Consider the following 21,452-nt stretch of genomic DNA (forward strand, 5'->3'; position numbering starts at 1 on the left):
TTCTATTCTTGCAAACGTTCCCAATTTTATAGGTTTGTTTGATGTCGTTATCAAGTTTTATCCAGATTGCTGGTGGTATAGAAAATATCGCGAGAGTACTCAGCCCTGATGAGCGAGTAATCTTAGTTGTGTTGGATGCTAAGCTAATTGACCAACATAATACGGAGGTTGAGTCGGTTGAACAGGTTCAGCAGGAGACGCAACTCACTTTTGTTCGCACTGAGATGATTACTGACAGTCAGTTGATCGAACTTGGTCGTCAAATTAGTGAGCGTCAATTGGAGCAACTGCGACCATTTTGTCAGCCCGTACCATGTGATTATCGACCTCAATGGCATATCTCTCCACCGCAGGGACTTCTTAACGACCCAAATGGTTTTATCTACCATAATGGTGAGTACCATTTGTTTTACCAGTGGTATCCATACGCTTGTGTTCACAAGGACAAACATTGGGCGCACTTGACTAGCAAAGACTTGGTCAACTGGCACTGGCAACCTGTTGCTTTAACGCCTTCAGATTGGTTTGACAGTCATGGAGTTTTTTCCGGTCACGCCTTAAGTCAGGATGAGCAACTGATGTTGTTCTACACTGGAAATACGCGAATCGGACCACAACGAGACCGTCATACTACCCAATGCTTAGCCACATCAAAAGATGGGATTCATTTTGAAAAATATGGCCCTGTAATAGGTGAACTTCCTCCAGGAGTAACTTCGCATATTCGAGATCCCAAAATCATTCGTCGTAATGACGAATGGTTAATGTTATTGGGGGCGCAGACAACGGATTTGAAAGGGCGTTTAGCTATTTATCGCTCCAACGATTTGCATCATTGGCGGTTTGATAAGCTGTATGGTGATGAGACAGGGGATATGGGCTATATGTGGGAATGTCCCGATATGTTTGAACTTGATGGCCAATGGTTTGCCATTATTGGTCCTCAAGGGATTGAGTCTTTCTCTAAGTACAACACGATTCCTCATCATAATGGCTACTTCAAAGCAACTTGGAATGAGAATTCACCAAGCTTGTCTGATTTTGCTCACCTTGATTACGGGTTCGATTTTTATGCCCCACAAACCATGGTAACAGCCGACGGTCGCCGAGTTTTATCGGGTTGGATGGGCTTACCCGATGAGATTGATCAACCAAGTCGAGGCTGGGTTCATCAACTGACCGCGTTACGTGAGTTATCAGTACGTGACGGTAAGCTTTGTCAGTGGCCGATTGCTGAAATGAGCGCTCTGGTTGATAAACAACTTGAGTTATCACTTAGCCAGCAACGCATTGATATTGGCACCAAATGTTTTGATATGTCGATAACACTAGAGTGGGGGCAGAGTTTGAATCTATTTGTTGATCAAGAGAGTGCCTTGGTGATTAAAGCTGAGCAAGAGAATCAACGATTGATTTTGGATCGTAGCCGTACGCTTAACCGTGCAATGGATACGCAAAGAGAACTGCCGCTGACTAGCCAAAAGGTTAAGTTACGTATTCTTGCAGATAACTCCTCGGTGGAACTGTTTGTTAATGGCGGTGAGGCAGTGATGACATCGAGAGTATTTACCAACAAGTGCGCGACGGCAATGTCGGTCAATGGCGGCGAAGCAAACGCGATTGTGAAGATACTGAAAGCGGCGACAGCACCCTTTCAAGTTAATTGATGATAGTTTTCCTTGGTGATAGAAAAAATCCCCGCTTAGCTAGCGGGGATTTTGGTTTTGTAGTTAACCAATATATTCAGCAAGTGCGACTTGAGTCGGTAGCGCCGTCATTGCGCCTTTTTGCGTGGTTGCCAATGCTCCGCAGCCGTTGGCCCAGTTAACCGCTTGATAAATTACATCTCGATTTGCCCATTCAAGGTGTTGGGAAAGTTTGGCGAGTAAACCGCCGACAAAAGCATCACCTGCTCCTGTAGTGTCGGTTGGTTTGACGGCTTTACCAGACACTAACTCTTGCTCGCCACCAAAGACGATAAGCGCCCCTTTCGCCCCTTGCGTCACAAGAACGAGGGTATTCGCAAACTCTTGCAAGGACGCTAAACCTAGTTCAAGGCTTGCTGTTTGCGTAAGGTGCATCAGTTCATCGTCGGAGAATTTCACCACATCAGCAAGCGCAATGGCTTGGCGAACCACTGGAATAAGTTCTGCTGGGTTTGCCCATACTTCTTCGCGTAGGTTTGGATCGAAACTAACAAAACCACCCGCTTGCTTTATTAGGCGCATCGCTTCCAATGTGGTGCTGCGGCTTGGTTCATTTGCCAGCGCAATTGAGCAAACATGCAGCCATTCGCCTTGAGAAAAGGTCGGTATGTCAGAAAGTTCTAAGAACTGATCAGCACTAGGTTTCACCATAAAAGTAAAGCTGCGCTCACCTGAGTCGTCTAAATCAACGATCACTGTTGAGGTGCGATGTGCATCATCAAGCAACATCGAATCCGTGTTTACTCGCTCTGCTGTGAGCGTCTGCTTCATAAAGCGCCCGAGAGGATCTTGTCCCACTCGGCCGAAGAAAGCGGCATCGCCACCTAAACGAGCGATTGCAACAGCCACGTTTGCCGGCGCACCGCCTGGGCATTTGAGGTAAGTTGATTCTGTATCAGGGATGAGGTCAACAACGGCGTCACCGGTTAGCCATACTTTGCTCATAGTTTGCACCTTAAATTGGAAAATTGAAGCGTTGCTGATATGATTGCTAAAACGGTTTAGCAAATCAATAAACTTGTTTCGCGAGTTGATGAATTTACTCAGATCTGTGATCGAAAACGGGGTATGTTCTCTTAAGTTTGGCTGAGGAAGTATCGCAATGACTGACAGAGGCAGGCGAAGCAGTTAGCATACGCAGCAGAGAGTGATGTTCAATCGCGATAGCTCATAACGGACGCAACATGAGTCAAAAGAAATTAAAATTAGCGGATATTGCTGACTTGGCAGGGGTATCCAAGTCGACGGTTAGTTTTGTGCTTAACGGGCACGCAGAAAAACACCGTATTAATGCTGATACCGTCGAGAAAGTACAACGCATTGCTAAACAACATAACTACACCCCAAGTGTTTATGCGCGCGCACTGAAATCAAAAAAAACTTATACCATCGGCTTGGTGATTCCAGATTTGGCCAATATGGGCTTTGCGAATACAGCCAAATCATTAGAGAAGCTGTTGCGCGTAGCGGGCTATCAGTTGTTGATCGCGTCGTCGAATGACGATCAACAACAAGAGATGCAAGTGGTGCAAGATCTGATTAAGCGGCAGGTAGACTTATTGCTGGTGGCATCTGCAATGCCCGATGAGATATTTTATCGTGAAAGGGTCACAGCCACACCAGTGATATTTTTTGACCGAACTTTTGCAGATAGCCAGTTTGTCAATGTTAAGACGGATGCTTACCGAGCGACGAAGGCGTTGGTGGCGCGTCTGGTAAGTGGGTGTGATGAGTGCCTCTATATTGGTGGGCAAGACTTGCTATCGCCCAGTCAAGAACGTTTAGCGGGTTATCGAGCAGGAATAGAGCAAGCCAATCTGTTGCCTAACCAAACATTGATTTTGAGTCGAGACTACCAGCCAAGTTCTGGTTACGAACTAATGGCGGAAGCGGTGAATCAACTTGGTCGTGTACCGCATGCGGTATTTACTGCATCGTATTCCTTATTAGAAGGGGTCTTAAAGTACCTTTCTGAGCACCATTTATTGGATAACTCGATTCGTCTAGGGACGTTTGATAACTATGACATTCTTGATTGTTTGCCGATCAAGATTGACTCAATAGAGCAAGATAGTGAGGCAATATCGACCACGCTGTTTGCTTTCGCTCAGCAGTTGCTCAAAGACCCACAAGCTTCAGTTGAAACCGCCGTAATCGCGGCAAAAATGCATTTTCGCCGCGAATCGAACTAGTCAGGTCTAGCGGCAGATTGACCGCGCCATACGCGCATAAGTATGGCGCACCCCTCGAATCGCAATGCTGTATTCGCGAATGTTTTCCGGTACCGCGATGCCGATCGCACACCCCGTATCGCCAATATGATGCAAATCTGCTCCTGCCATTTTACTCATCAAAGCAATTTGACGGATAGTTTCGACACTTGCCCCTTCTTGTGAGGTGCCGATGGCTGTCATCGCCATAATGCCTAATTCGTGCGCATAATCGATCAATTCAGCGACATACTCTTGGCTTATTCCAGCGATAGTACCTGGTGCAGGCACTAACACAATATCAACACCATTGTCGGCAAACTCTTTGACATCGGCTTTTGTGATGATCTTTTCGCTGCCAGAGCGCAAAATACCAGCAGCATGCATTTTGCCTGCAATCAATACCATTTGTTTACCCACTGCGGCGCGGATTGAGCGCAAACTATGAGAAATGGCTTCATTGCTTACGCCATTGCCCGGGTTACCGGTGATTGTGATAAAGCGAGCTCCCATCTCATAAAGCTTTTGTGCGTTTTCTCCCGTTGCTAAGCGACCCGGAGAGACTTGCCAAAAGTCTTGATGGCTTTGTTGGTAGTCTGGTGCAACCGCTTCTAAGTTCACGCCAACCGCACGCCCTGTATATCTTGCTAACTCTTTAAGAAGTTCTTGGGCAGGGATAGCGTCAGGCATACCTTTGATTTCAGGTTGGTCAGCGTCAAACAAGTTGAGTAGTAACAAGTCTGCACTTTGGCTCGCCGCTAGCTCTGCGTTACTCACTGATACCAACATCGGTTGTAATGCACCGATTGTTTCAGCCATTAAAATGCGCCCCTCACTTATACGTAGGGAATCTAACAAAGTTTGTCCTTGGAGAAGAGCAATATCAGAAGCAGAACAGTCTAAATAACGTTTGGTCATAACCACACCTCAATACGGCTTAGCTGAGTTTGAACAGCTTGAGCAAAGAAAAGATGGGCAGAATGTTAGCAAGAGTTGGGCAATAAAAACCGAGCAAACATGCTATTTTAGACGCAGCTAGCACTGTTTTCGTGGCTAACTTTTAGAACAATCAAAATATCATGTTGTAACTGTGTGCTACAGATTGAACTGAATACCGAGCTTCTTAAAACGAGCGTAAGGCTCTTTTGCACCGGATTGATACCACTCTGGGGGCATGGCATCGGCGAGTCCTGCTAGCTTGAGTACTCGCTGCTCGGTTTTGGAAATAACGACGTAGTGCAGCAGACTATCTAAGATCCGTTGTACTGTTTGTCTGGTGAGTTCACCGTCACGTTCGTAACGTTTTAGCTCGCCAATGATTGCTTGATGTGGAACCACTGGCTCAAGTTCTGCCAGCTTAAGTGACCTTAGCGTGACAGACTGAGGAGATTGATCACGCGCTGTTTGCCAGTCTGGTTTTCCGGCCTTAGATAAAAAGCCCTGTCGAAAGCAGAAATAGCTGAATAGAAACCGCTCAACCATCGACCAACGTCTTGCGTGGATTTCTAGCATTAAATGTTCAAACTCAATATCAATATCGGTCATATAAAAGGTGAATGAAAAAGTGTTGGGCAGTGATTATGCGACATTGTGGCGCCGCGAACCAGAGTGACTCGCGGCTTGTCGTGAAGTTAGGCGGGTAGTGGTTGCAACATCTGCTTTTTGATTGAGACGATCAACTGGGCGAGCAATAAAATACCGGTGACAGCCAAACCAATACCAATACCTGCCCAGATTCCACCAAGCTGATACTGTTTTAGCAGTAGCCATGCCGCCGGGATACCAAACGCCCAATAGCCAATCGCGGTCATAACGGTAGGGGCAAGTACGATTTTCATACCGCGAAGCAGATTAATCGCTAATAGCTGCCAAGCATCGACAACAAAGGCTAACGCCACGACCCAAAGGACCGAAGTGAGAAGTTCCGTTAGTTGTCCATCAAGGTTAAAAATAGCGGCAATAAACTCTGGCCACAGGATAAACCCACCAGCGAGTACGATGCTGATTACGGTGGTGATAGCAAAGCTACGCATGGCGGTCTGTCTGATACCTGAATAGTTCTCAGCACCGTAATCCTGCCCAACTAATATCGCTGCGGCTTGTGAAAAACCAAAGTTGATATTCCATGTGAAGCTCAAACATTGCAGCAGTATTTGGTGTAGAGCGAGGGCGGCAACGCCCACGGTACCGGCCATCAGAGTGCCACCGTAAATTAGACCATGTTCTAACAGCGCCGCAATGCCGATAGGCAAACCCATCGCGAGCAATGGAGTCACCAGTGATAACGAGTACTCGTTGAGGTTTTTCCACGGTGCAAACTCAGTAAATTCAGCGCGATTAAACACCCAGTACCCATAGCCTAGCATCACAATTAAAGATGAGAGTGCCGTACCAGCGCCGAGGCCGCTTAAGCCCAAGTTAAACTTAAAGGCAAGTAGGTAACTAATTGGAATGTTGAGTAAAATGTTGGCGACAGACATCACCAAAATTGAACGAACATTGCCAAAAGCACTGGTTAACCCTCGAAGAATTAGCAACAGTAACGCCGGCAACATTGTCCACTTCAACGCATTCACGTATTGCATTGCTGGCGCGATCACTTGCTCCGGTTGTTGCGCGACACGCAACAGATGCGGCGCAAATGAAAAACAACTGACAAGAAGTGCAGATAGAATTACTGCAAGTAACACAGCACCTTTGATCGCATAACGAATTTGTTGGTTGCCAAACTCGGGTCTCGCAACTCGTTGACCGTAAGCGATAGCGACTAAGTTTGCGACACAACCTACTGTGCTACTTGCGACAATAAACACGAAGCTAAAGATAGCAGCGCCGAGGCCTCCAGCGGCAAGGGCTGACATACTTAAGCGTGACATCATCCAAACGTCAGTCAAAACCAGTGCCATAGCAATAAGTTGAGAGATGATAAGGGGGAATGCTAAAGAGAGTATTTTTCTCATGATTGCTCAGGTTGGAGTAATTAAAAAGAATCGTTAATTTGCGCCAATTAAACGCTGAATTTGTATGGCGATCAAATGATTAATATGTCACTCTGGCATGAACTGAAGTTATGTGAGAAGTCGAGTGAAAGCGTACCCTAATTTGCCGTTTAGCCATAATAGTTTAAAAGTGTTTGAATCGGTGGCGAGATTGCTCAGTTTTACTCAAGCCGCGCAAGAGTTGAATGTCACTCAAAGTGCGGTGAGTCGTCAAATCAAGGCTCTGGAGCAGGAGCTGAACGCGACGCTGATCATTCGTAAACACCGAGCGATTGAGTTAAGTGACAAAGGCATTGCTTTGTTTGAGGTACTGCGCAGTAACTACCTTGAATTGCAAACCTTATTAGAAAAATGGTCACAACCGGAGAAAAAGCGTTTGGTGATCAAAAGTGCCATCAGTTTTGCCACTCGCATACTTATTCCTCGAGTACGTGAATTGAACGAGCGTTATCCTGATTATGAAATTGTGATTATTCCATTACTTGAAGGTGATTGGGATCTCTCTCGCGAGCAAAGTGACCTTGCGATAATTAATACTCGCCAACCCGAGTTATATCGTGGTCATCCCAAAGCGACTTTTTTACGTGATGAGTATATGGCGCCTGTTTACGCCTCAGGAGAAGGCTTATCAGTATTAAGTTTGCAAGAGATGCTTGCCATGCCACGCTTGCATGCAACCGATGATCACCTCGACTGGCGCTACTGGTTGTCACAAGAGGAAGATCGAGGTGTAAGGCCGAGTAGGGATACCTCATTTGTTAGCTTAGATTTGGCGATTAGTGCTTGTCTTGCCGGACACGGTGCAACGGTGACCGACTTACTGCTTGTTTTACCTGAGCTCGAACGTGGCTTTTTGTGCACCCCTGATTGCACGCCAGTTCGTTCAAGTGCTTGGCAGTACTTTGCTTATTTGCCACAGAAAAGCGATATCGCGAATGATTTGTTGGCATGGTTGCAAGGTGTATTTGCCAGTGATTTAGCTCGCTTAAACGCATTAGCGACAAAACATCAATGGCATCTCGGCTGAGAAAATAGATATGCAACCCAGTTATAGTCTTGGGTTTAAGGTAACATTCATAGTCATCAAGTTCAGGGAGGGAAGTGATGATAGCGTTAGCAGATAATATATGGATTTTTAATGGTGGAAACGTCACTTTTTTAGGTTTTCCGTTCTCAACTCGAATGACGATAGTGCGCCTTGCCAACCAAAAACTTTGGGTGCATAGCCCAATCGAACTCTCTGCCGAACTACAACAACAGGTTGAGTCGCTAGGAGAGGTGGCTTACCTTATTGCGCCAAATCATCTACACCATCTGTTTATAGCCCAATGGCAGCAAGCGTTCCCAACAGCAAAGACTTTTGGTACCGCGCAAGTGGTGAAAAAGCGTCAGGATCTTTACTTTGAAAACTGCTTAGCGCAGTCAAGTGAACTGCCTTGGGATGAGGAAATCTCACACTTGCTATTTACCGGCTCATCGGTGATGGAAGAAAGCGTGTTCTTCCATAAAGCAACTCAGACATTGATCGTCACAGATTTGATAGAAAACTTTGAGCCGCAACATTTTAAGCCGCTGCAACGAAACATCGCGAAGGTGGTTGGAATACTGGCACCAAATGGAAAGATGCCACTGGATTGGCGGCTGACTTTTCAGTTCAACAAGCAAACAGCGCGTGAACATATGTTGACGATTCTCTCTTGGCAACCACAGCGTGTAATATTGGCGCATGGAACCGTGATCGAAAATGATGCTAAGGCTTTTCTTTGCCGGTCGTTTAGTTGGTTAGGCTCGTTGGAAAAACAAAGCTAATTCATCCATTTGTATGATCGAACATTGTTCAATTTAGAGAGAATGATCGGCTGTTAATCGGGTTATTTTACTAAATATGCGTTGAGCATCCCTTTTCTCAACACCAAAGCATAAAAGCGTTTCGCTCGACTGATAAAATAGTTTAGGACCATTAGGCATTTTATCTGGCTAAGGGCGATTGTTTAGCGCAATAGCCAGCGAATTCAAGAGGCTACATGTTAGAAACTAAAAGACTAATACTCCGACAATGGGAAGATGACGACTACCCCCATTTTGCCAAGATGTGTGCAGACCCGGAAGTAATGAAGTATTTTCCAGCCACGCTCAGCGAGCAAGAGAGCCATCAGCTGGCAGATCGACTGCGAGCGCTAATTGATGTGAATGGTTGGGGCTTTTGGGTTGTGGAGCTAAAAGCAACGGGTGAGTTTATCGGTTTTGTCGGGCTAAATGCGCTCGATGGCGAAAGTGGTATTCCAGGTGCTCCGATGATTGAAATTGGTTGGCGCACGGTGAAAAAGCATTGGCGAAAAGGGTATGCAACAGAGGCCGCAGAGCAAGCGCTGCGTTATGCTTTCTTTGTGCTTGGCGTTGAGCAAGTTTATGCCTTTACTCCGATCACTAATACGCCTTCGCAGATGGTGATGAAGCGTTTGGGTATGGTCAATGCGCGTTTGGATTTTGATCATCCTAAAGTGGACGTGGGGCATGAATTGAGGCGTCATTGTTTGTATAAAATTGACAAGCAAATCGTGACGGTCGGATCTTTGTTAGGCTCTGTGCTTTAAGCGAAAAGGTGGGATGCGAGAGTATGGATACTCGAGAAAAAATGCACTCAGGAGGAGTGTACCATTGCAATGATGTGTCATTGATTGCTGAGCAACGTGAGTGTTTAGAGGTACTGTATGACTTTAATCACTCACGACCAAGCCAAGTTGCGCAGAAAGAGCAGTTGTTGCACCGCTTGTTGGGCGGTGTCGGCAAAGAGTGTTATATCGAGCCGCCATTGCACGCCAATTGGGGGCGAAACACCTATGTTGGCAACAGCTTCTATGCCAATTTCAATCTCACCTTAGTGGACGATACGGTTATCTCAATCGGCGATCATGTGATGATAGGTCCGAATGTGACCCTGACCACCGCGGGACATCCGGTTGATCCTGATAGACGCCGCAATGTCGCCCAGTTTAATCTTCCGATCACTATCGAAGATAATGTTTGGATAGGTGCCAATGTGGTGGTTCTACCGGGAGTGAGCATTGGCGAGAACAGCGTGATTGGTGCGGGCAGTATTGTAACTAAGGATGTACCCAGCAATGTTGTCGCAGTCGGTAATCCTTGTCGCGTGTTAAGAGAAATCTCGGAGCGAGATAAAGTGTTTTACCATCAGCAACGCCGCTTTGATGAGGGGTTAAGCTAACCAACGAGTCAATTATGCCAATTCTCTCTAGCGACTTGAGTATAATTCCCTACAATAGAGAGCTTTTGTGAGTATCGAGAGACAATTGCGTGAAAATAGATGATCTAAAACTGTTTGTAAAAGTGGTTGAACTGGGTAGTTTCACCGCCGCCGCAAATGCTCTTGATTTACCGCGGGCGAACGTTAGTCGCCGTATCAGCGAGCTAGAGAGCAAACTCAGTGTGCCCTTGTTTCATCGGACAACACGGAGCCTTTCTTTAACCAATCAAGGTGAAATCTACCACCAAGAGTTACTGAAAGCGCTGGCTCTGTTTGATCATGCCAGTCACGCGATCAATCAGTCAGATGAGCGTGTATCCGGCAAGATTAAGTTAGGCATGTTGTCTGAGACTCACGACGTTCTACAACCGATTCTGTTTGATTTTATTGATCAACACCCTGACGTGGAGTTGGATGTTCGAGTGATACAGAATGGATTTATCGATATGTATCAGCAAGGACTCGACATCGCGTTTCATGGTGGTGGATTAATTGATTCGGATTTAATTGCGCGTAAGATCTTACCATTGGACCGCTGTCTCGTCGCGGCACCCAGTTACATTACCCAGCATGGATTAGCTGACACTATTCAAGCATTAGCTGAGCATACCGCACTCTGTTTTCGCTGGCCGAATGGTGAGGTAGACAACCGCTGGCAGTTTGCCGAGGGTGAGATTAAAGTTAGCTCTAAGTTTGTTTCAAATAGTATCGCGTTTATTAAAGACTCGGCATTGTCAGGTCGAGGAATCGCATTTTTACCCCGAATTTTGGTGGCTAAAGAGCTTGAAAGTGGTGGACTTGTCCATATTTTACAACAATATAAAGCGACAGCAGAGCATGGTTATCTGCTCTATCCGCAACCGCGAACACTGAATCTTGCCAGTCGCGCTCTGATTCAACATTTGATACAAGAGATTCCTAAACTCGCTTGATTGTCACGTTAATCGTGACATTAAGTCATACATAAGACGGCTTATTTGAACACTGTTCGATAATAAAATAGTTCCATAGATATGGAGCTATTGAATATGAATCGATTAAGCACTCTCGCTATAGCTTGTGCGGCCGCTTTGAGCCTAACAGGTTGTAACCAATCACAAGACGTTGCTACTAAAACCACCGAGCAAACTAAACTTCAGGTGGTTCAACTGGGCACGTTCACGCCAAATAACGCCAAACATTTCAGTGGTACGGTCGCTGCACAAGAGCAAGCTTCGCTTGCATTTCGTGTACCCGGAACCATTGATGAAATTGTTGTCGCAAAAGGAGATACGGTCAAAAAGGGAGACTTAATTGCGCGCCTCGACCCGCACGACTATCAAGTGGCATTAGAAGAACTTCAAGCGAAAATGCTCGAAGCTCAATCAGCCCATAAGTTAGCCAAAGCGGAACTAAAACGAGTAAAGCAAGCGACTCAAGATGATGCGATCGCCTCCGTTAATTTAGATCGAGCGATCAGTGGCTATGAGCGCAGTCTATCAGCGATCAAAGTGGTGGAGAAGAACATCCAACGAGCGGAAGATACCCTTGCGTACACCCAATTACGTGCTCCATTTGATGGTGTTATTGGTCGGGTTGACTTCGAAGCCCACGAGCAAGTTCTGCCGGGTATGGCATTGGCAACCATTCAAGACAACATGCAGTTAGAAGTTGAGATTGATGTGCCGGAAACTTTGATTAAGTCGTTTGAAGTTGGGCAAATTGGCTCGGTATCTTGGTACCAGTCTAAGCAATCACTCAATGCTTATGTCACTGAAGTCGCACCGCTTCCACATTTGATTAAGCAAACCTACACCGTCACCTACCGCATTGAAAAAGGCGCAGCACAGTTGTTCCCAGGTAAGTCTGTGTCTATTACCACCCATATCGGATCCAGCCAGCAAGATTACTGCGTTCCTTATTCTGCATTGGTTGGCAGTAAAGAGCAGATGCATGTCAATTTAGTGCGCGAACATAAGGTCGTGAGCACACCGGTTGAGTTGCGTTCCCTTGATGCCTACCAAGCCTGCATCAATGGTGAACTGACCGCGGACGACTATGTGGTGGTTAGCGGAAGTCACTTCTTGGTTGATGGCCAGCGCGCCGATGACTTAGTAATTCGTAGTTTATAAAGGTGCATCATGATCAAGTTGGCTGAATTTGCGATTCGTCAAAGAACGTTCTTAATGTTCTTTACCGCGTTGAGCATTATTGCGGGGATCTACTCTTATTTCGATTTGGGTAAGTTGGAAGACCCAAGCTTTACAGTTAAAACCGCGGTAGTGGTTACGCTCTACCCGGGGGCTTCGGCAGAAGAAGTGGAGCTGCAAGTGACCGATACCATTGAAACCAAGCTCCAAGAGATGGGCGAGCTAAATCGCTTACGTTCTATCTCAAGACCGGGCATGTCGATGGTGTTTGTGGACTTAAAAGAGAGCCTCAATTCAAAGGCGTTACCGCAGCAATGGGACTTACTGCGTCGTAAAGTGAATGATGTAAAACTGCAACTGCCTAGCACCGCGCAAATTAGTATTGTGCAAGACGAGTTTTCGGAAGTGTACGGAATGCTATTTGCCATTCATAGCCATGACGCGAAACCGGAAGAGTTGCGTCGTTATGCTGAAGAGCTACAGCGCCAGATAAAAACCGTCGATGGGATTAAGAAAGTTGAGCTGCATGGCGTTCAACCCCGCACTGTCTATATAGATATGCCTGATGAGCGATTGGCTCAGTATGGTGTCTCATTTGCACAGGTATGGAATCAGCTTAGCGCGCAAAATATGACTTATGAAGCGGGGAAGTTTGACGCAGGAACTGAGCGAATTCGTGTTCATCAAGGTACTCAGTTTCAATCGTTAGACGATATTCGTAACTTGGTGATTAAAGGAGGTGTCAGTGAGTTGGGTACAGGCTTAGTGCGCCTTGGTGACGTTGCTGATGTTCGTATGGGTTATCAAACGCCAGCCGTGACGGAGAACCGTTACAACGGCGAGCCATCGGTGACACTGGCGGTGAGTCCTGTTAATGGTATTAACGTCGTTTCTTTAGGTGACACAATTCGCGATATCATCGACCAATATCAAGCCAGCTTACCGCTTGGTGTTGAGATTTCTGCTGTTGCGTATCAGCCAGATGAAGTCGCAAAATCTATCGATAACTTTGTTGGCAACTTGCTAGAAAGTGTCGCGATCGTGTTCGTTGTACTGCTGATCTTTATGGGCTTTAAGAGTGCCGCAATTGTGGGTGGTAGTTTGCTACTGACGATTCTGCTGACACTCATCTATATGAACATCTATGAGATCGATTTGCATCGCGTGTCGCTGGGTACTTTTATTCTCGCGCTTGGCATGCTGGTGGACAACGCCATCGTGATCACGGACATGATGATCGCCAAACTGAACAAGGGCGTAGAGCGCACTCAAGCAGCGTTGGAGTCGGTAAAAGAAACGGCACTGCCACTATTTGGTGCAACAGTTATTGCGATTATGGGGGCGAGCCCCGTGTTGTTCTCCCAGACAGACGCTGCTGAGTTTGCTGCATCCGTATTCTCTATCATCGCATCGTCGTTATTGCTGTCGTGGTTAGTGGCGATGACGTTTACCTTGTTGATGTGTTGGTTATTTATCAAACCAAGTAACAACGGATCTGGTGAAAAAGAAACGCGTTACAAGAAGATGGTCAGTTGGACGGTGGATAATCCGCTTAAAGCACTCACTTCACTGCTGCCTTTGATTGCGGTGACGGCGGTATTGATTCCATATGTATCGGTGAACTTTATTCCTCAGTCCGATCGTCCCATTGTGTTTTTTGACTACTGGCTACCGAATGGTGCGAAAATAGAGCAAACTTCGGCTGATATGAAGCGCATTGAGCAGTGGCTATTGGAGCAACCAGAAGTCACCAGTATCTCCAGTAGTATTGGGGCGAGCGTTCCGCGCTTTTCTGTGACAGTTGAGCCAGAGCCACTCGATCCTGCTTACGGTCAAATTCTGATCAACACCACTGACTATCACGCGATTTCAGCGTTAGTCGCACGAGGCGACCAATGGGTAAAAGAACAATTGCCTGATGCACGTCCGCGCTTTAGAGCACTAAAGCTTGCTACGACGGACAAATACGCCGTGGAGGCAAGATTTTCCGGCCCTGACGTCAATGTGCTGCATCAACTCGCTGACCAAGCAAAAGTGATTATGGCAGCGCATCCCGATGCGAAGTATGTGCGTGATGATTGGCGTCAACAAAGCAAGGTGCTTGAACCGATTATTAACCAAGAGCGTGCAAGAAAAGCGGGCATTAATCGAACTGATATTGCGTTTGCAATGAAACGTGCTTCCGATGGTCTGCCTTTAGGTATGATGAAACTCAATGATGAGCTGATACCGATTCAAATGCGCAGCACTGAACAAACCATGGCTTCATTAGAAACCATTCCGGTTAAATCGTTGCTTGGTTTGCACTCAGTGCCATTAGGACAAGTGGTTGATGGCTTCGATTTACGCGTTGAAGAGAGCATGATTTGGCGCCGTGACCGAGTTAAAACCATCACCGCACAAGCGGGTGTGGATCGAAGCACGACACCAGCTCTGGTTCGTAATGCCATCAAAGCCGATATCGAGGCAATTGAGCTACCACCTGGCTACAGCATGGAGTGGGGTGGTGAATACTATGATGAGCATAAGGCTGTTTCGGACATTATGAAGCAGTTACCTAAAGCATTGCTGATTATGGTGATTATTCTGGTCGCTATGTTTAACGGCTTTAAGCAACCGGTGATTATTCTTGCCACGATTCCTCTCGCTGCAACAGGGGCAACATTTGCCTTACTTGCTTTCGATAAGCCATTTGGTTTTATGGCGTTGATTGGTGCGATCACCTTAATGGGAATGATCATTAAGAACGGCATCGTGTTGATGGACCAAATCGAGCTTGAACGGAGCAATGGTCGAGAATTGTCTGATGCGATCAAACAAGCAACGCTTAACCGTACCATGGCGATCTCAATGGGTGCACTGACTACGGCACTGGGTATGATTCCATTGCTCAGCGACTTACTGTTTGACCAAATGGCAGCGACCATTATCGGTGGATTGGCAGCAGCAACGGTGTTATCGCTGTTTATTATGCCGGCTTTGTACCGCTTGGCTTACCGTGAATCCAGTCAGGCAGAGCAAGTAACACAGAGCAATGACAAGCGTCTTGAATCCAGTTCCACATCGGTTTAGCCAAGGGGTCAAAAGATGAAAACTAAACAGCTTAGCAAAGCGTTAAAACTGGCTCCATTGGCCCTGATTATCAGCTTATCAGGGTGTGCTGTAGGACCAGACTATCAAGAACCAACTGTTACTATGGCTGAAAGTTACCTATACAGTGATGGCGAGCAACTAAACAGCAGCGACTATTGGTGGCAGCAGTTTGACGACCAAACATTGAACCTAATGGTCAGTGATCTGCAACGACAAAATATCCCGCTAAAACGGGCCGCTGAACGGATTAACATGGCGCGAAGTTATCATTCGGTGGTTGAGTCGTTTAAGGTGCCGACTGTGAATGTTGGAGCAGGCTATTACAACTATCAGTTAAGCAAAAATGATTCGCTGCTCGGTCCAGCGCTGAACCCGATTGGTGACAGTGTCGCGGCATTGCCTCCACAAATGGGCAGCGCGGTTATGCTTGATAACCAACATGATGGCGGGTTTGTTGGAGCGTCAATTATGTGGGAAATGGATTTGTTTGGTCGCATCGGACATCAAGCGGATGCAGCGCAAATTCGCGTTGAGCAAGCAGAAATTTACCAAAGTGGACTCAACACCTTACTCACCGCTGATTTGGTGCACAACTACATTCAATTTAGAGGCGCGCAAGAGCGAGTTGAGCTGCTAAATGACAATATTGCCGACCAGCGTAAAACGCTTGATTTGGTTAAAAAAGTGGTCAGAAGTGGTTATGGTTCCGACTTAGATTTAGCGCAAGCTCAAGCCATGTTAGCAGCCACAGAGTCGTTGCTTCCTCAGTTGGAAATTGCCCAACAGGTACATAAGCAGCGAATCGCTACTTTGCTGGCCGAGCCACTTGATGCGGTAGAGAAACGACTAGAAACGGATCAAGCTGTGCCAACAATTCAAGGGGTAATTCCAACAGGGTTACCGTCAGAGCTGTTGCAGCGACGCCCAGATATTCGTATGGCGGAGCGCGAAATCGCAGCGGTTAACTCAGAGTTGGCCGCATCAGTTGCCAATCGCTATCCGAAGTTTTTCTTAACCGGTGCGCCGGGGTTGTCGGCGAGCAACTTTGATGACTTGTTTAGTAGTGATTCATTTGGTTGGGCGGGCTCTGTTGGTGTGAGTTGGAATGTTTTTGATGGTGGCAGAGGAGAAGCAATGGTTGACATCAATGATGCTCGACTTGAAAGCGCCATGCTTGGTTATCAACATACCGTGAACTCAGCCATTACCGAGGTTGATTCAATGCTGTTTGCATATGGACGTAGTCAAGAAAATCAAATGCGTATTGAGCATGCGCGACAATCTTCTGAAGTGGCATTAAGTAAGGCGAAGTCGTTGTATAGGGCTGGTTTAGTGGATCATCTGACGGTTCTGGATGCACAAAGACAGTATCGATTGATGCTTGATCGACAAGTTGCCGCCAAACTGCAAACCGCGCAAGTGACGGTTGGGGTGTATAAGTCGCTTGGTGGAGATTGGCAAATTTAATCTGCGCATAAAATAGTAAGCCGCAATATCAGTGGATATTGCGGCTTTTTTTTATCTGAAATTGCGCACTGGGTGATTAGTACAGCTTACCATCCACCAATACGGCTTGAGTCTGATAGTTCGCGTTTAGCACAGTCGCTGCTGCACGATAACCCGAGGCAAGCTTACCTAAGTCATTCGCCTTCATCGCCAGTGCAGGGTAGGTTGATGCCATCTTCAACGCTTCCGACTCTTCAATACCCCAACGAATCACATTGGCAACCGATTGATCCATTCCAATATGAGCGCCAGCGAGGCTGCCTTCAGCATTGACAAGTTTATTGTCGATAACTTCAATGATTTGTCCATCCAACTCAAAGCGATTGGTTTTACTGCCGACGGTTGCCATGGCATCCGTGACAATGAGCAATTTGCCCTGAGGTTTGGCACGGTGAGCGAGTAAAAAGCTATTTGGATGAACGTGAATACCATCGGTAATAATCGAGCACCAAGCATGGTCGCTGTTCAACGCTGTGCCGACTACGCCGGGCTCACGCCCCTCAAATGGGGACATAGCGTTAAATAAATGAGTAAAGCCATTGACCTCAGCGAGCTTGTCGTTGCTAAGTTGTTCAACGGTGGCATTACTGTGGCCACAGGAAATGATCGCCCCCACTTGTTGTAAATAACGCAGCGCTTCCAGTGACATCTTCTCCGTTGCGGCAGTAATAAGCACCTTAGCATTGTGCGGCCAAGGGAACTGGGAAAGGTCATCAACAGTCGGCGAGTAAAACAGCGTTGCGTCATGTGCGCCTTTTTTGGCCTCATTGAGCCAAGGACCTTCAATATGCACACCAAGCATGCCCGCTATTTTCTCATTGACGGCTTGCTCTGCGGTGGATAGTGCTTTCGCAATCTTCTCTGGCGTTGAGCTAATCAGTGTTGGCAGCAGATAAGCAGTACCATACTTACGATGCGCTTGGCAGATGGTTTCTATCGCACTTGAGCTAATATCATTGTTAAACATCACATCACCGCCTCCGTTGACTTGAATGTCAATAAAGCCTGGGGCGATCACGCCTTCATCATAGTGTTGATGTTCAATGTCTTTTGGTAGCTCGCTTATAGGCATGACGGCATGAATATGTCCATCTTTCCATACCAGCGCAGCATCATAACGATACTGCTCTCCGTCAAATAGCCTTGGCGCTGAGATAGCTTTCATAACCACTACTCTTCCTCGTTAAACTGATAAGCTGCGCCTAATAAGCACGCGTCGTAGTCCCCTTGGGCGGCAACGACAGGAACTTGGAATGCTTGTGGGCGAGCATGAATATGTTGTTGTACACGTTGCAAATAGGTGTCAGCGAGTCCAACACCTCCTCCTAACACGACGATATCGAGATCCAGCGTCGCTTTTAGGTTGCAGCATAAAGTGGCAATGGCATTTGCGCTACGGGAAATAAGTTCTTCTGCGATCAAGTCGGTTTTTGCGAGTGCGAACAATTCAACATTATCGATTGCAGGTTCAAATATCTGATCACTTGAGCGTTTGATTGCCGTGCCGGACGCAATGGCTTCCACACAACCCACTTGACCACAACCGCATGCTGGACCGTTAGGATCAATCGAGAAGTGACCGACGTGTCCTGCTAAGCCAGAGTGTCCGCTGTGAAGTTTGCCATCAATAATAATGCCGCCACCGACGCCAGTAGAGACAGTAATAAATGCCATGTTACTGACCGGATTGGTCAGTTTTGTGTATTCATACCAAGCGGCGGCTTGCGCGTCATTGAGCATGGCAACGGGCAAACCGGTCAGGCTTTCCAAAGCCTGTTTTAGTGGAAACGGTGCAGGAAAAGCAAGGGTATCGGGGTTAATGGCAGATATTCCTTGCTCTGAGACCAATCCTGTCGTTGAGATACCTATACGATGAGCCTCATTAAGCCATGTGCCAGCCTGCTCAAGTATGGAATGTGCAAACTCATTTGCTTGCGAAACGACCGGTGTCGGAAATTGGCGACGCTCGACAATAGCATCGTTTTTTACCAACCCGATTGCGATTTTTGTACCGCCGATATCAATCGCCAATGTCGACATTAGAATGCTCCTGCCTTTTGTGTTTGCGAGTTAAACCATTGAATCATCACTTCCAGACGCGTCAGCGCAGAACCCACGGTGACTGCGGTTGCACCATGAGCGATTGCTTGTGCAGCCAGTTCAGGTGTGTTGTAGCGACCTTCTGCCATAGTAAAGAATCCAGCATCAGAAAACTGTTTAACTAACTGCAAATCTGGTTCGGTTGGCTCTTCACCGCCGACATAGCCAGAAAGCGTTGAGCCGATAATTTCAACGCCTTGCTCGTTTGCCCACAAGCCATCTTCAAAGTTGGAGCAATCTGCCATAGCGAAACAGCCAGTGGTTTGAATTGCTTGCGCGATGACATCACGGTTTACAGGACGAGCACGATTGGTGGCATCAAAGGCGATGATGGTCGCCCCCGCTTGCGCGAGTGCATTGACATCTTCAATGTATGGGCTGATTCGCACAGGGCTGTCGATTAAATCGCGTTTTACGATACCGATAATCGGTATATTGACCGATTGAGATACCGCTTTGACGTTATCGACACCTTCAATTCGCAATGCTTTGGCTCCGGCTTGTTCGGCAGCCATTGCCATTGCGACGATAATCTCGGTCTTTTCTAATGGACTGCCCACAACAGGCTGTATTGATACCACGGTTTGACCTTGGAGTGACTCTTTTAACTGCTTGATATTTAAATTATTTGTTCTCACGCTTGGCCTCTCAAAAAAGACTTTTCACAGCGGAGTGTAGGCTGATAAAAGCCTGACACAATTCGTCGAGTAAGCAGGTAGAAATCATATCTCTGGCGAATTTTTGTCCGCGATCACATTTCAAAAAAAGTTGGTTTGAAAATAATCTTCACCACCATAATAATTCATAACGAAAATAATTTTCAAACAAAATAAAAAAATTTTTGAAAATCGTGAAACTAGGTAGAGAACAACAAAAAGGGAACACTATGAAAGCCATGAACAAGATTACTTTCGCTATGCTTGCTTTAGGACTATCGGTATCCGCTCAAGCTGCAACGACTTTAAAAATGGGGATGCAACCATCAGTAGGTTCAGTGGAATATAATTCTGCAAAACTAATGGCAGATACCATTGAAGAGCTCAGTAACGGCGAGATGAAAGTTGCTATCTACCCAAGTGCACAGCTGGGTGATGACCGAGCAATGCTTCAGCAACTCTCAATGGGTGACCTTGATATTACTTACGCTGAGTTTGGTCGTATGGGGTTATGGATCCCTCGCGCCGAAGCCGTGATGCTGCCATACGTAGCGCGTGATTTTGAACACCTACAAGCCATCTTTAACTCTGACTTTGGTCAAGGTGTTCGTGAAGAAATGCTAACTAAGTTTAACTGGCGTGCATTGGATACTTGGTACAACGGTACTCGCGAAACGTCATCGAACCGTCCTCTAAATAGCATTGAAGACTTTAAAGGTCTAAAACTTCGTGTACCTAACGCTAAAGCGAACTTGAATTTTGCTCGCCTGTCTGGCGCATCACCAACGCCAATGGCCTTCTCTGAAGTTTACCTAGCACTGCAAACCAACGCAGTAGATGGTCAAGAAAACCCATTGCCAGCAATTAAAACCATGAAGTTCTACGAGGTTCAGGCGAACTTAGCAATGACACACCATATCGTGAACGATCAAATGGTGATTATCTCTGAAACGACATGGCAAGGTTTAACACCAGAGCAGCGTGAAATTGTTAACAAGGCGGTGGCAAAAGCCGGTGAAGCACACACTGCGTTTGTTAAGCAACAAGAAGCTGACCTAGTGTCATTCTTCGAATCAGAAGGTGTGAAAGTCACTTACCCTGATTTGGCGCCATTCCGCGAAGCGATGCAGCCTCTGTACACTGAGTTTGAAGAAAAACTGGGTGAACCAGTGGTTAAAAAGCTTGCGGCAATGTAAGCAGCCGGAGCCAGTTTTGGCTTGAGTTTTAGTGTTAATTTCTAGGCTGGCCAATGCGGCCAGCCATGGAGCTCAAAATGTTACGCAAGATTATCGATAATATAGAAGAGATCATCACCGTACCGCTAATGGCTGCGTTATTAGTGGTGCTGACATGGCAAATCGTTAGCCGTTGGCTACTTAATGATCCTTCGCTCTGGAGCGAGGAGTTCGCAAGGGTTCTATTTATGTACATGTGTATGATTGGCTGTTCGATGGCAATCAAACGCGGTGCGCACGTCAACATTACGTTTTTCTCTGACAAACTGCCTGAAAAAGCGCGTATTGCGTTAATTTTTTCGCTTGAGTTTGCTGTTCTTCTATCGATTTTCGCCATTATCTATCTTGGTTATCAGCATGTTCAACGTACCGCGTTTTTTGAACTCATTACTCTTGGCATTTCGAGTAAATGGCAAACCTACGCCTTGCCGATTGGTGGATGTTTTATGGTGTTTCGCCAAGTGCAGAAATTAATGGGTATCGCAAAGCAGTTTTCTAATCGCGATAAAGAGATGGTGACGTCTGATTCGCAGATGGCAGAGAGGTAGTAAAT

At 46.5% G+C, this 21,452-nt stretch carries 19 protein-coding genes; 12 read left to right on the forward strand and 7 right to left on the reverse strand.

Annotated elements, in window-relative coordinates:
* Window positions 1–41 precede the first annotated feature (41 nt).
* Window positions 42–1,667 (forward strand): glycoside hydrolase family 32 protein, encoded by a 1,626-nt coding sequence (locus GZK95_RS05865; RefSeq protein WP_075714570.1) that lies wholly within the window; start codon window positions 42–44, stop codon window positions 1,665–1,667.
* A gap of 63 nt (window positions 1,668–1,730) precedes the next feature.
* Here the strand turns inward: GZK95_RS05865 and GZK95_RS05870 are convergent, their stop codons facing one another.
* The gene (locus GZK95_RS05870) at window positions 1,731–2,651 is read right to left on the reverse strand and encodes an aminoimidazole riboside kinase (protein ID WP_075714568.1); all 921 of its coding nucleotides are present in this window, start codon (window positions 2,649–2,651) and stop codon (window positions 1,731–1,733) included.
* Between the two features lie 239 nt (window positions 2,652–2,890).
* On the opposite strand from GZK95_RS05870, the gene GZK95_RS05875 reads away from it, so the two are divergent.
* Window positions 2,891–3,898: a LacI family DNA-binding transcriptional regulator gene (locus tag GZK95_RS05875; protein ID WP_075714566.1), complete on the forward strand. Its 1,008-nt coding sequence runs from the start codon at window positions 2,891–2,893 to the stop codon at window positions 3,896–3,898.
* Between the two features lie 6 nt (window positions 3,899–3,904).
* Here GZK95_RS05875 and GZK95_RS05880 read toward each other — a convergent pair whose 3' ends face one another.
* The 3 genes from GZK95_RS05880 to GZK95_RS05890 form a co-directional block, all read right to left on the reverse strand.
* Entirely contained in the window at window positions 3,905–4,834 is a 930-nt protein-coding gene (locus GZK95_RS05880; RefSeq protein ID WP_075714564.1) for a DUF7916 family protein, read from the reverse strand.
* Between the two features lie 177 nt (window positions 4,835–5,011).
* On the reverse strand, window positions 5,012–5,461 hold the full coding sequence (locus GZK95_RS05885; protein WP_075714562.1) for a hypothetical protein: 450 nt from the start codon (window positions 5,459–5,461) through the stop codon (window positions 5,012–5,014).
* An 86-nt stretch (window positions 5,462–5,547) separates the two neighbouring features.
* On the reverse strand, window positions 5,548–6,876 hold the full coding sequence (locus GZK95_RS05890) for an MATE family efflux transporter (RefSeq protein ID WP_075714560.1): 1,329 nt from the start codon (window positions 6,874–6,876) through the stop codon (window positions 5,548–5,550).
* A gap of 124 nt (window positions 6,877–7,000) precedes the next feature.
* Between GZK95_RS05890 and GZK95_RS05895 the strand changes: the two genes are divergently transcribed.
* The 8 genes from GZK95_RS05895 to GZK95_RS05930 all read left to right on the forward strand — a co-directional run bounded on the left by GZK95_RS05895 (window position 7,001) and on the right by GZK95_RS05930 (window position 16,869).
* Entirely contained in the window at window positions 7,001–7,942 is a 942-nt protein-coding gene (locus tag GZK95_RS05895; protein ID WP_075709336.1) for a LysR family transcriptional regulator, read from the forward strand.
* A gap of 77 nt (window positions 7,943–8,019) precedes the next feature.
* Complete coding sequence (locus GZK95_RS05900; protein WP_075709337.1) at window positions 8,020–8,724, forward strand: DUF4336 domain-containing protein; 705 nt, start codon at window positions 8,020–8,022, stop codon at window positions 8,722–8,724.
* Between the two features lie 215 nt (window positions 8,725–8,939).
* A complete protein-coding gene (locus GZK95_RS05905) occupies window positions 8,940–9,509 on the forward strand; it encodes a GNAT family N-acetyltransferase (RefSeq protein ID WP_075714558.1) in 570 nt (189 codons plus the stop codon).
* A gap of 23 nt (window positions 9,510–9,532) precedes the next feature.
* Window positions 9,533–10,141 (forward strand): sugar O-acetyltransferase, encoded by a 609-nt coding sequence (locus tag GZK95_RS05910; RefSeq protein ID WP_075714556.1) that lies wholly within the window; start codon window positions 9,533–9,535, stop codon window positions 10,139–10,141.
* A gap of 89 nt (window positions 10,142–10,230) precedes the next feature.
* Window positions 10,231–11,112 (forward strand): LysR family transcriptional regulator, encoded by an 882-nt coding sequence (locus GZK95_RS05915; protein WP_075714554.1) that lies wholly within the window; start codon window positions 10,231–10,233, stop codon window positions 11,110–11,112.
* Between the two features lie 96 nt (window positions 11,113–11,208).
* Window positions 11,209–12,291: an efflux RND transporter periplasmic adaptor subunit gene (locus GZK95_RS05920; RefSeq protein WP_075709341.1), complete on the forward strand. Its 1,083-nt coding sequence runs from the start codon at window positions 11,209–11,211 to the stop codon at window positions 12,289–12,291.
* Between the two features lie 9 nt (window positions 12,292–12,300).
* A complete protein-coding gene (locus GZK95_RS05925; RefSeq protein ID WP_075714552.1) occupies window positions 12,301–15,381 on the forward strand; it encodes an efflux RND transporter permease subunit in 3,081 nt (1,026 codons plus the stop codon).
* Window positions 15,382–15,396: 15 nt separating this feature from the next.
* Window positions 15,397–16,869: an efflux transporter outer membrane subunit gene (locus GZK95_RS05930; protein ID WP_075714550.1), complete on the forward strand. Its 1,473-nt coding sequence runs from the start codon at window positions 15,397–15,399 to the stop codon at window positions 16,867–16,869.
* 76 nt (window positions 16,870–16,945) lie between these two features.
* Here the strand turns inward: GZK95_RS05930 and nagA are convergent, their stop codons facing one another.
* The 3 genes from nagA to GZK95_RS05945 are packed head-to-tail and all read right to left on the reverse strand — an operon-like array spanning window position 16,946 to window position 19,646.
* Window positions 16,946–18,079, reverse strand: coding sequence for an N-acetylglucosamine-6-phosphate deacetylase (nagA, locus tag GZK95_RS05935; RefSeq protein WP_075714548.1), 1,134 nt, complete (start codon window positions 18,077–18,079; stop codon window positions 16,946–16,948).
* Window positions 18,079–18,948, reverse strand: coding sequence for an N-acetylmannosamine kinase (locus tag GZK95_RS05940; RefSeq protein ID WP_075714546.1), 870 nt, complete (start codon window positions 18,946–18,948; stop codon window positions 18,079–18,081). Before GZK95_RS05940 ends, nagA begins: the two co-directional genes overlap by 1 nt.
* On the reverse strand, window positions 18,948–19,646 hold the full coding sequence (locus GZK95_RS05945; RefSeq protein WP_075709346.1) for a putative N-acetylmannosamine-6-phosphate 2-epimerase: 699 nt from the start codon (window positions 19,644–19,646) through the stop codon (window positions 18,948–18,950). The genes GZK95_RS05940 and GZK95_RS05945 overlap by 1 nt, the downstream gene beginning before the upstream one ends.
* A 248-nt stretch (window positions 19,647–19,894) precedes the next feature.
* Here GZK95_RS05945 and GZK95_RS05950 point away from each other — a divergent pair, with 248 nt between their 5' ends.
* Window positions 19,895–20,860: a sialic acid TRAP transporter substrate-binding protein SiaP gene (locus GZK95_RS05950; protein ID WP_075709347.1), complete on the forward strand. Its 966-nt coding sequence runs from the start codon at window positions 19,895–19,897 to the stop codon at window positions 20,858–20,860.
* Window positions 20,861–20,925: 65 nt separating this feature from the next.
* Window positions 20,926–21,447 carry a TRAP transporter small permease gene (locus tag GZK95_RS05955; protein WP_139315043.1) on the forward strand — a complete coding sequence of 174 codons (522 nt, stop codon included), beginning with the start codon at window positions 20,926–20,928 and terminating at the stop codon, window positions 21,445–21,447.
* The last annotated feature ends 5 nt before the right edge of the window (window positions 21,448–21,452 follow it).

The organism is Vibrio panuliri (assembly GCF_009938205.1).
GTDB classification, from domain to species: domain Bacteria; phylum Pseudomonadota; class Gammaproteobacteria; order Enterobacterales; family Vibrionaceae; genus Vibrio; species Vibrio panuliri.

Coding starts and splice junctions, on each gene's coding strand:
- GZK95_RS05955 (WP_139315043.1), top strand. CDS start 20,926: ATGGAGCTCAAAATGTTACGCAAGATTATCGATAATATAGAAGAGATC.
- GZK95_RS05890 (WP_075714560.1), bottom strand. CDS start 6,876: ATGAGAAAAATACTCTCTTTAGCATTCCCCCTTATCATCTCTCAACTT.
- GZK95_RS05920 (WP_075709341.1), top strand. CDS start 11,209: ATGAATCGATTAAGCACTCTCGCTATAGCTTGTGCGGCCGCTTTGAGC.
- GZK95_RS05910 (WP_075714556.1), top strand. CDS start 9,533: ATGGATACTCGAGAAAAAATGCACTCAGGAGGAGTGTACCATTGCAAT.
- GZK95_RS05865 (WP_075714570.1), top strand. CDS start 42: ATGTCGTTATCAAGTTTTATCCAGATTGCTGGTGGTATAGAAAATATC.
- GZK95_RS05950 (WP_075709347.1), top strand. CDS start 19,895: ATGAAAGCCATGAACAAGATTACTTTCGCTATGCTTGCTTTAGGACTA.
- GZK95_RS05900 (WP_075709337.1), top strand. CDS start 8,020: ATGATAGCGTTAGCAGATAATATATGGATTTTTAATGGTGGAAACGTC.
- GZK95_RS05940 (WP_075714546.1), bottom strand. CDS start 18,948: ATGTCGACATTGGCGATTGATATCGGCGGTACAAAAATCGCAATCGGG.
- GZK95_RS05885 (WP_075714562.1), bottom strand. CDS start 5,461: ATGACCGATATTGATATTGAGTTTGAACATTTAATGCTAGAAATCCAC.
- GZK95_RS05870 (WP_075714568.1), bottom strand. CDS start 2,651: ATGAGCAAAGTATGGCTAACCGGTGACGCCGTTGTTGACCTCATCCCT.
- GZK95_RS05875 (WP_075714566.1), top strand. CDS start 2,891: ATGAGTCAAAAGAAATTAAAATTAGCGGATATTGCTGACTTGGCAGGG.
- GZK95_RS05925 (WP_075714552.1), top strand. CDS start 12,301: ATGATCAAGTTGGCTGAATTTGCGATTCGTCAAAGAACGTTCTTAATG.
- GZK95_RS05880 (WP_075714564.1), bottom strand. CDS start 4,834: ATGACCAAACGTTATTTAGACTGTTCTGCTTCTGATATTGCTCTTCTC.
- GZK95_RS05930 (WP_075714550.1), top strand. CDS start 15,397: ATGAAAACTAAACAGCTTAGCAAAGCGTTAAAACTGGCTCCATTGGCC.
- GZK95_RS05905 (WP_075714558.1), top strand. CDS start 8,940: ATGTTAGAAACTAAAAGACTAATACTCCGACAATGGGAAGATGACGAC.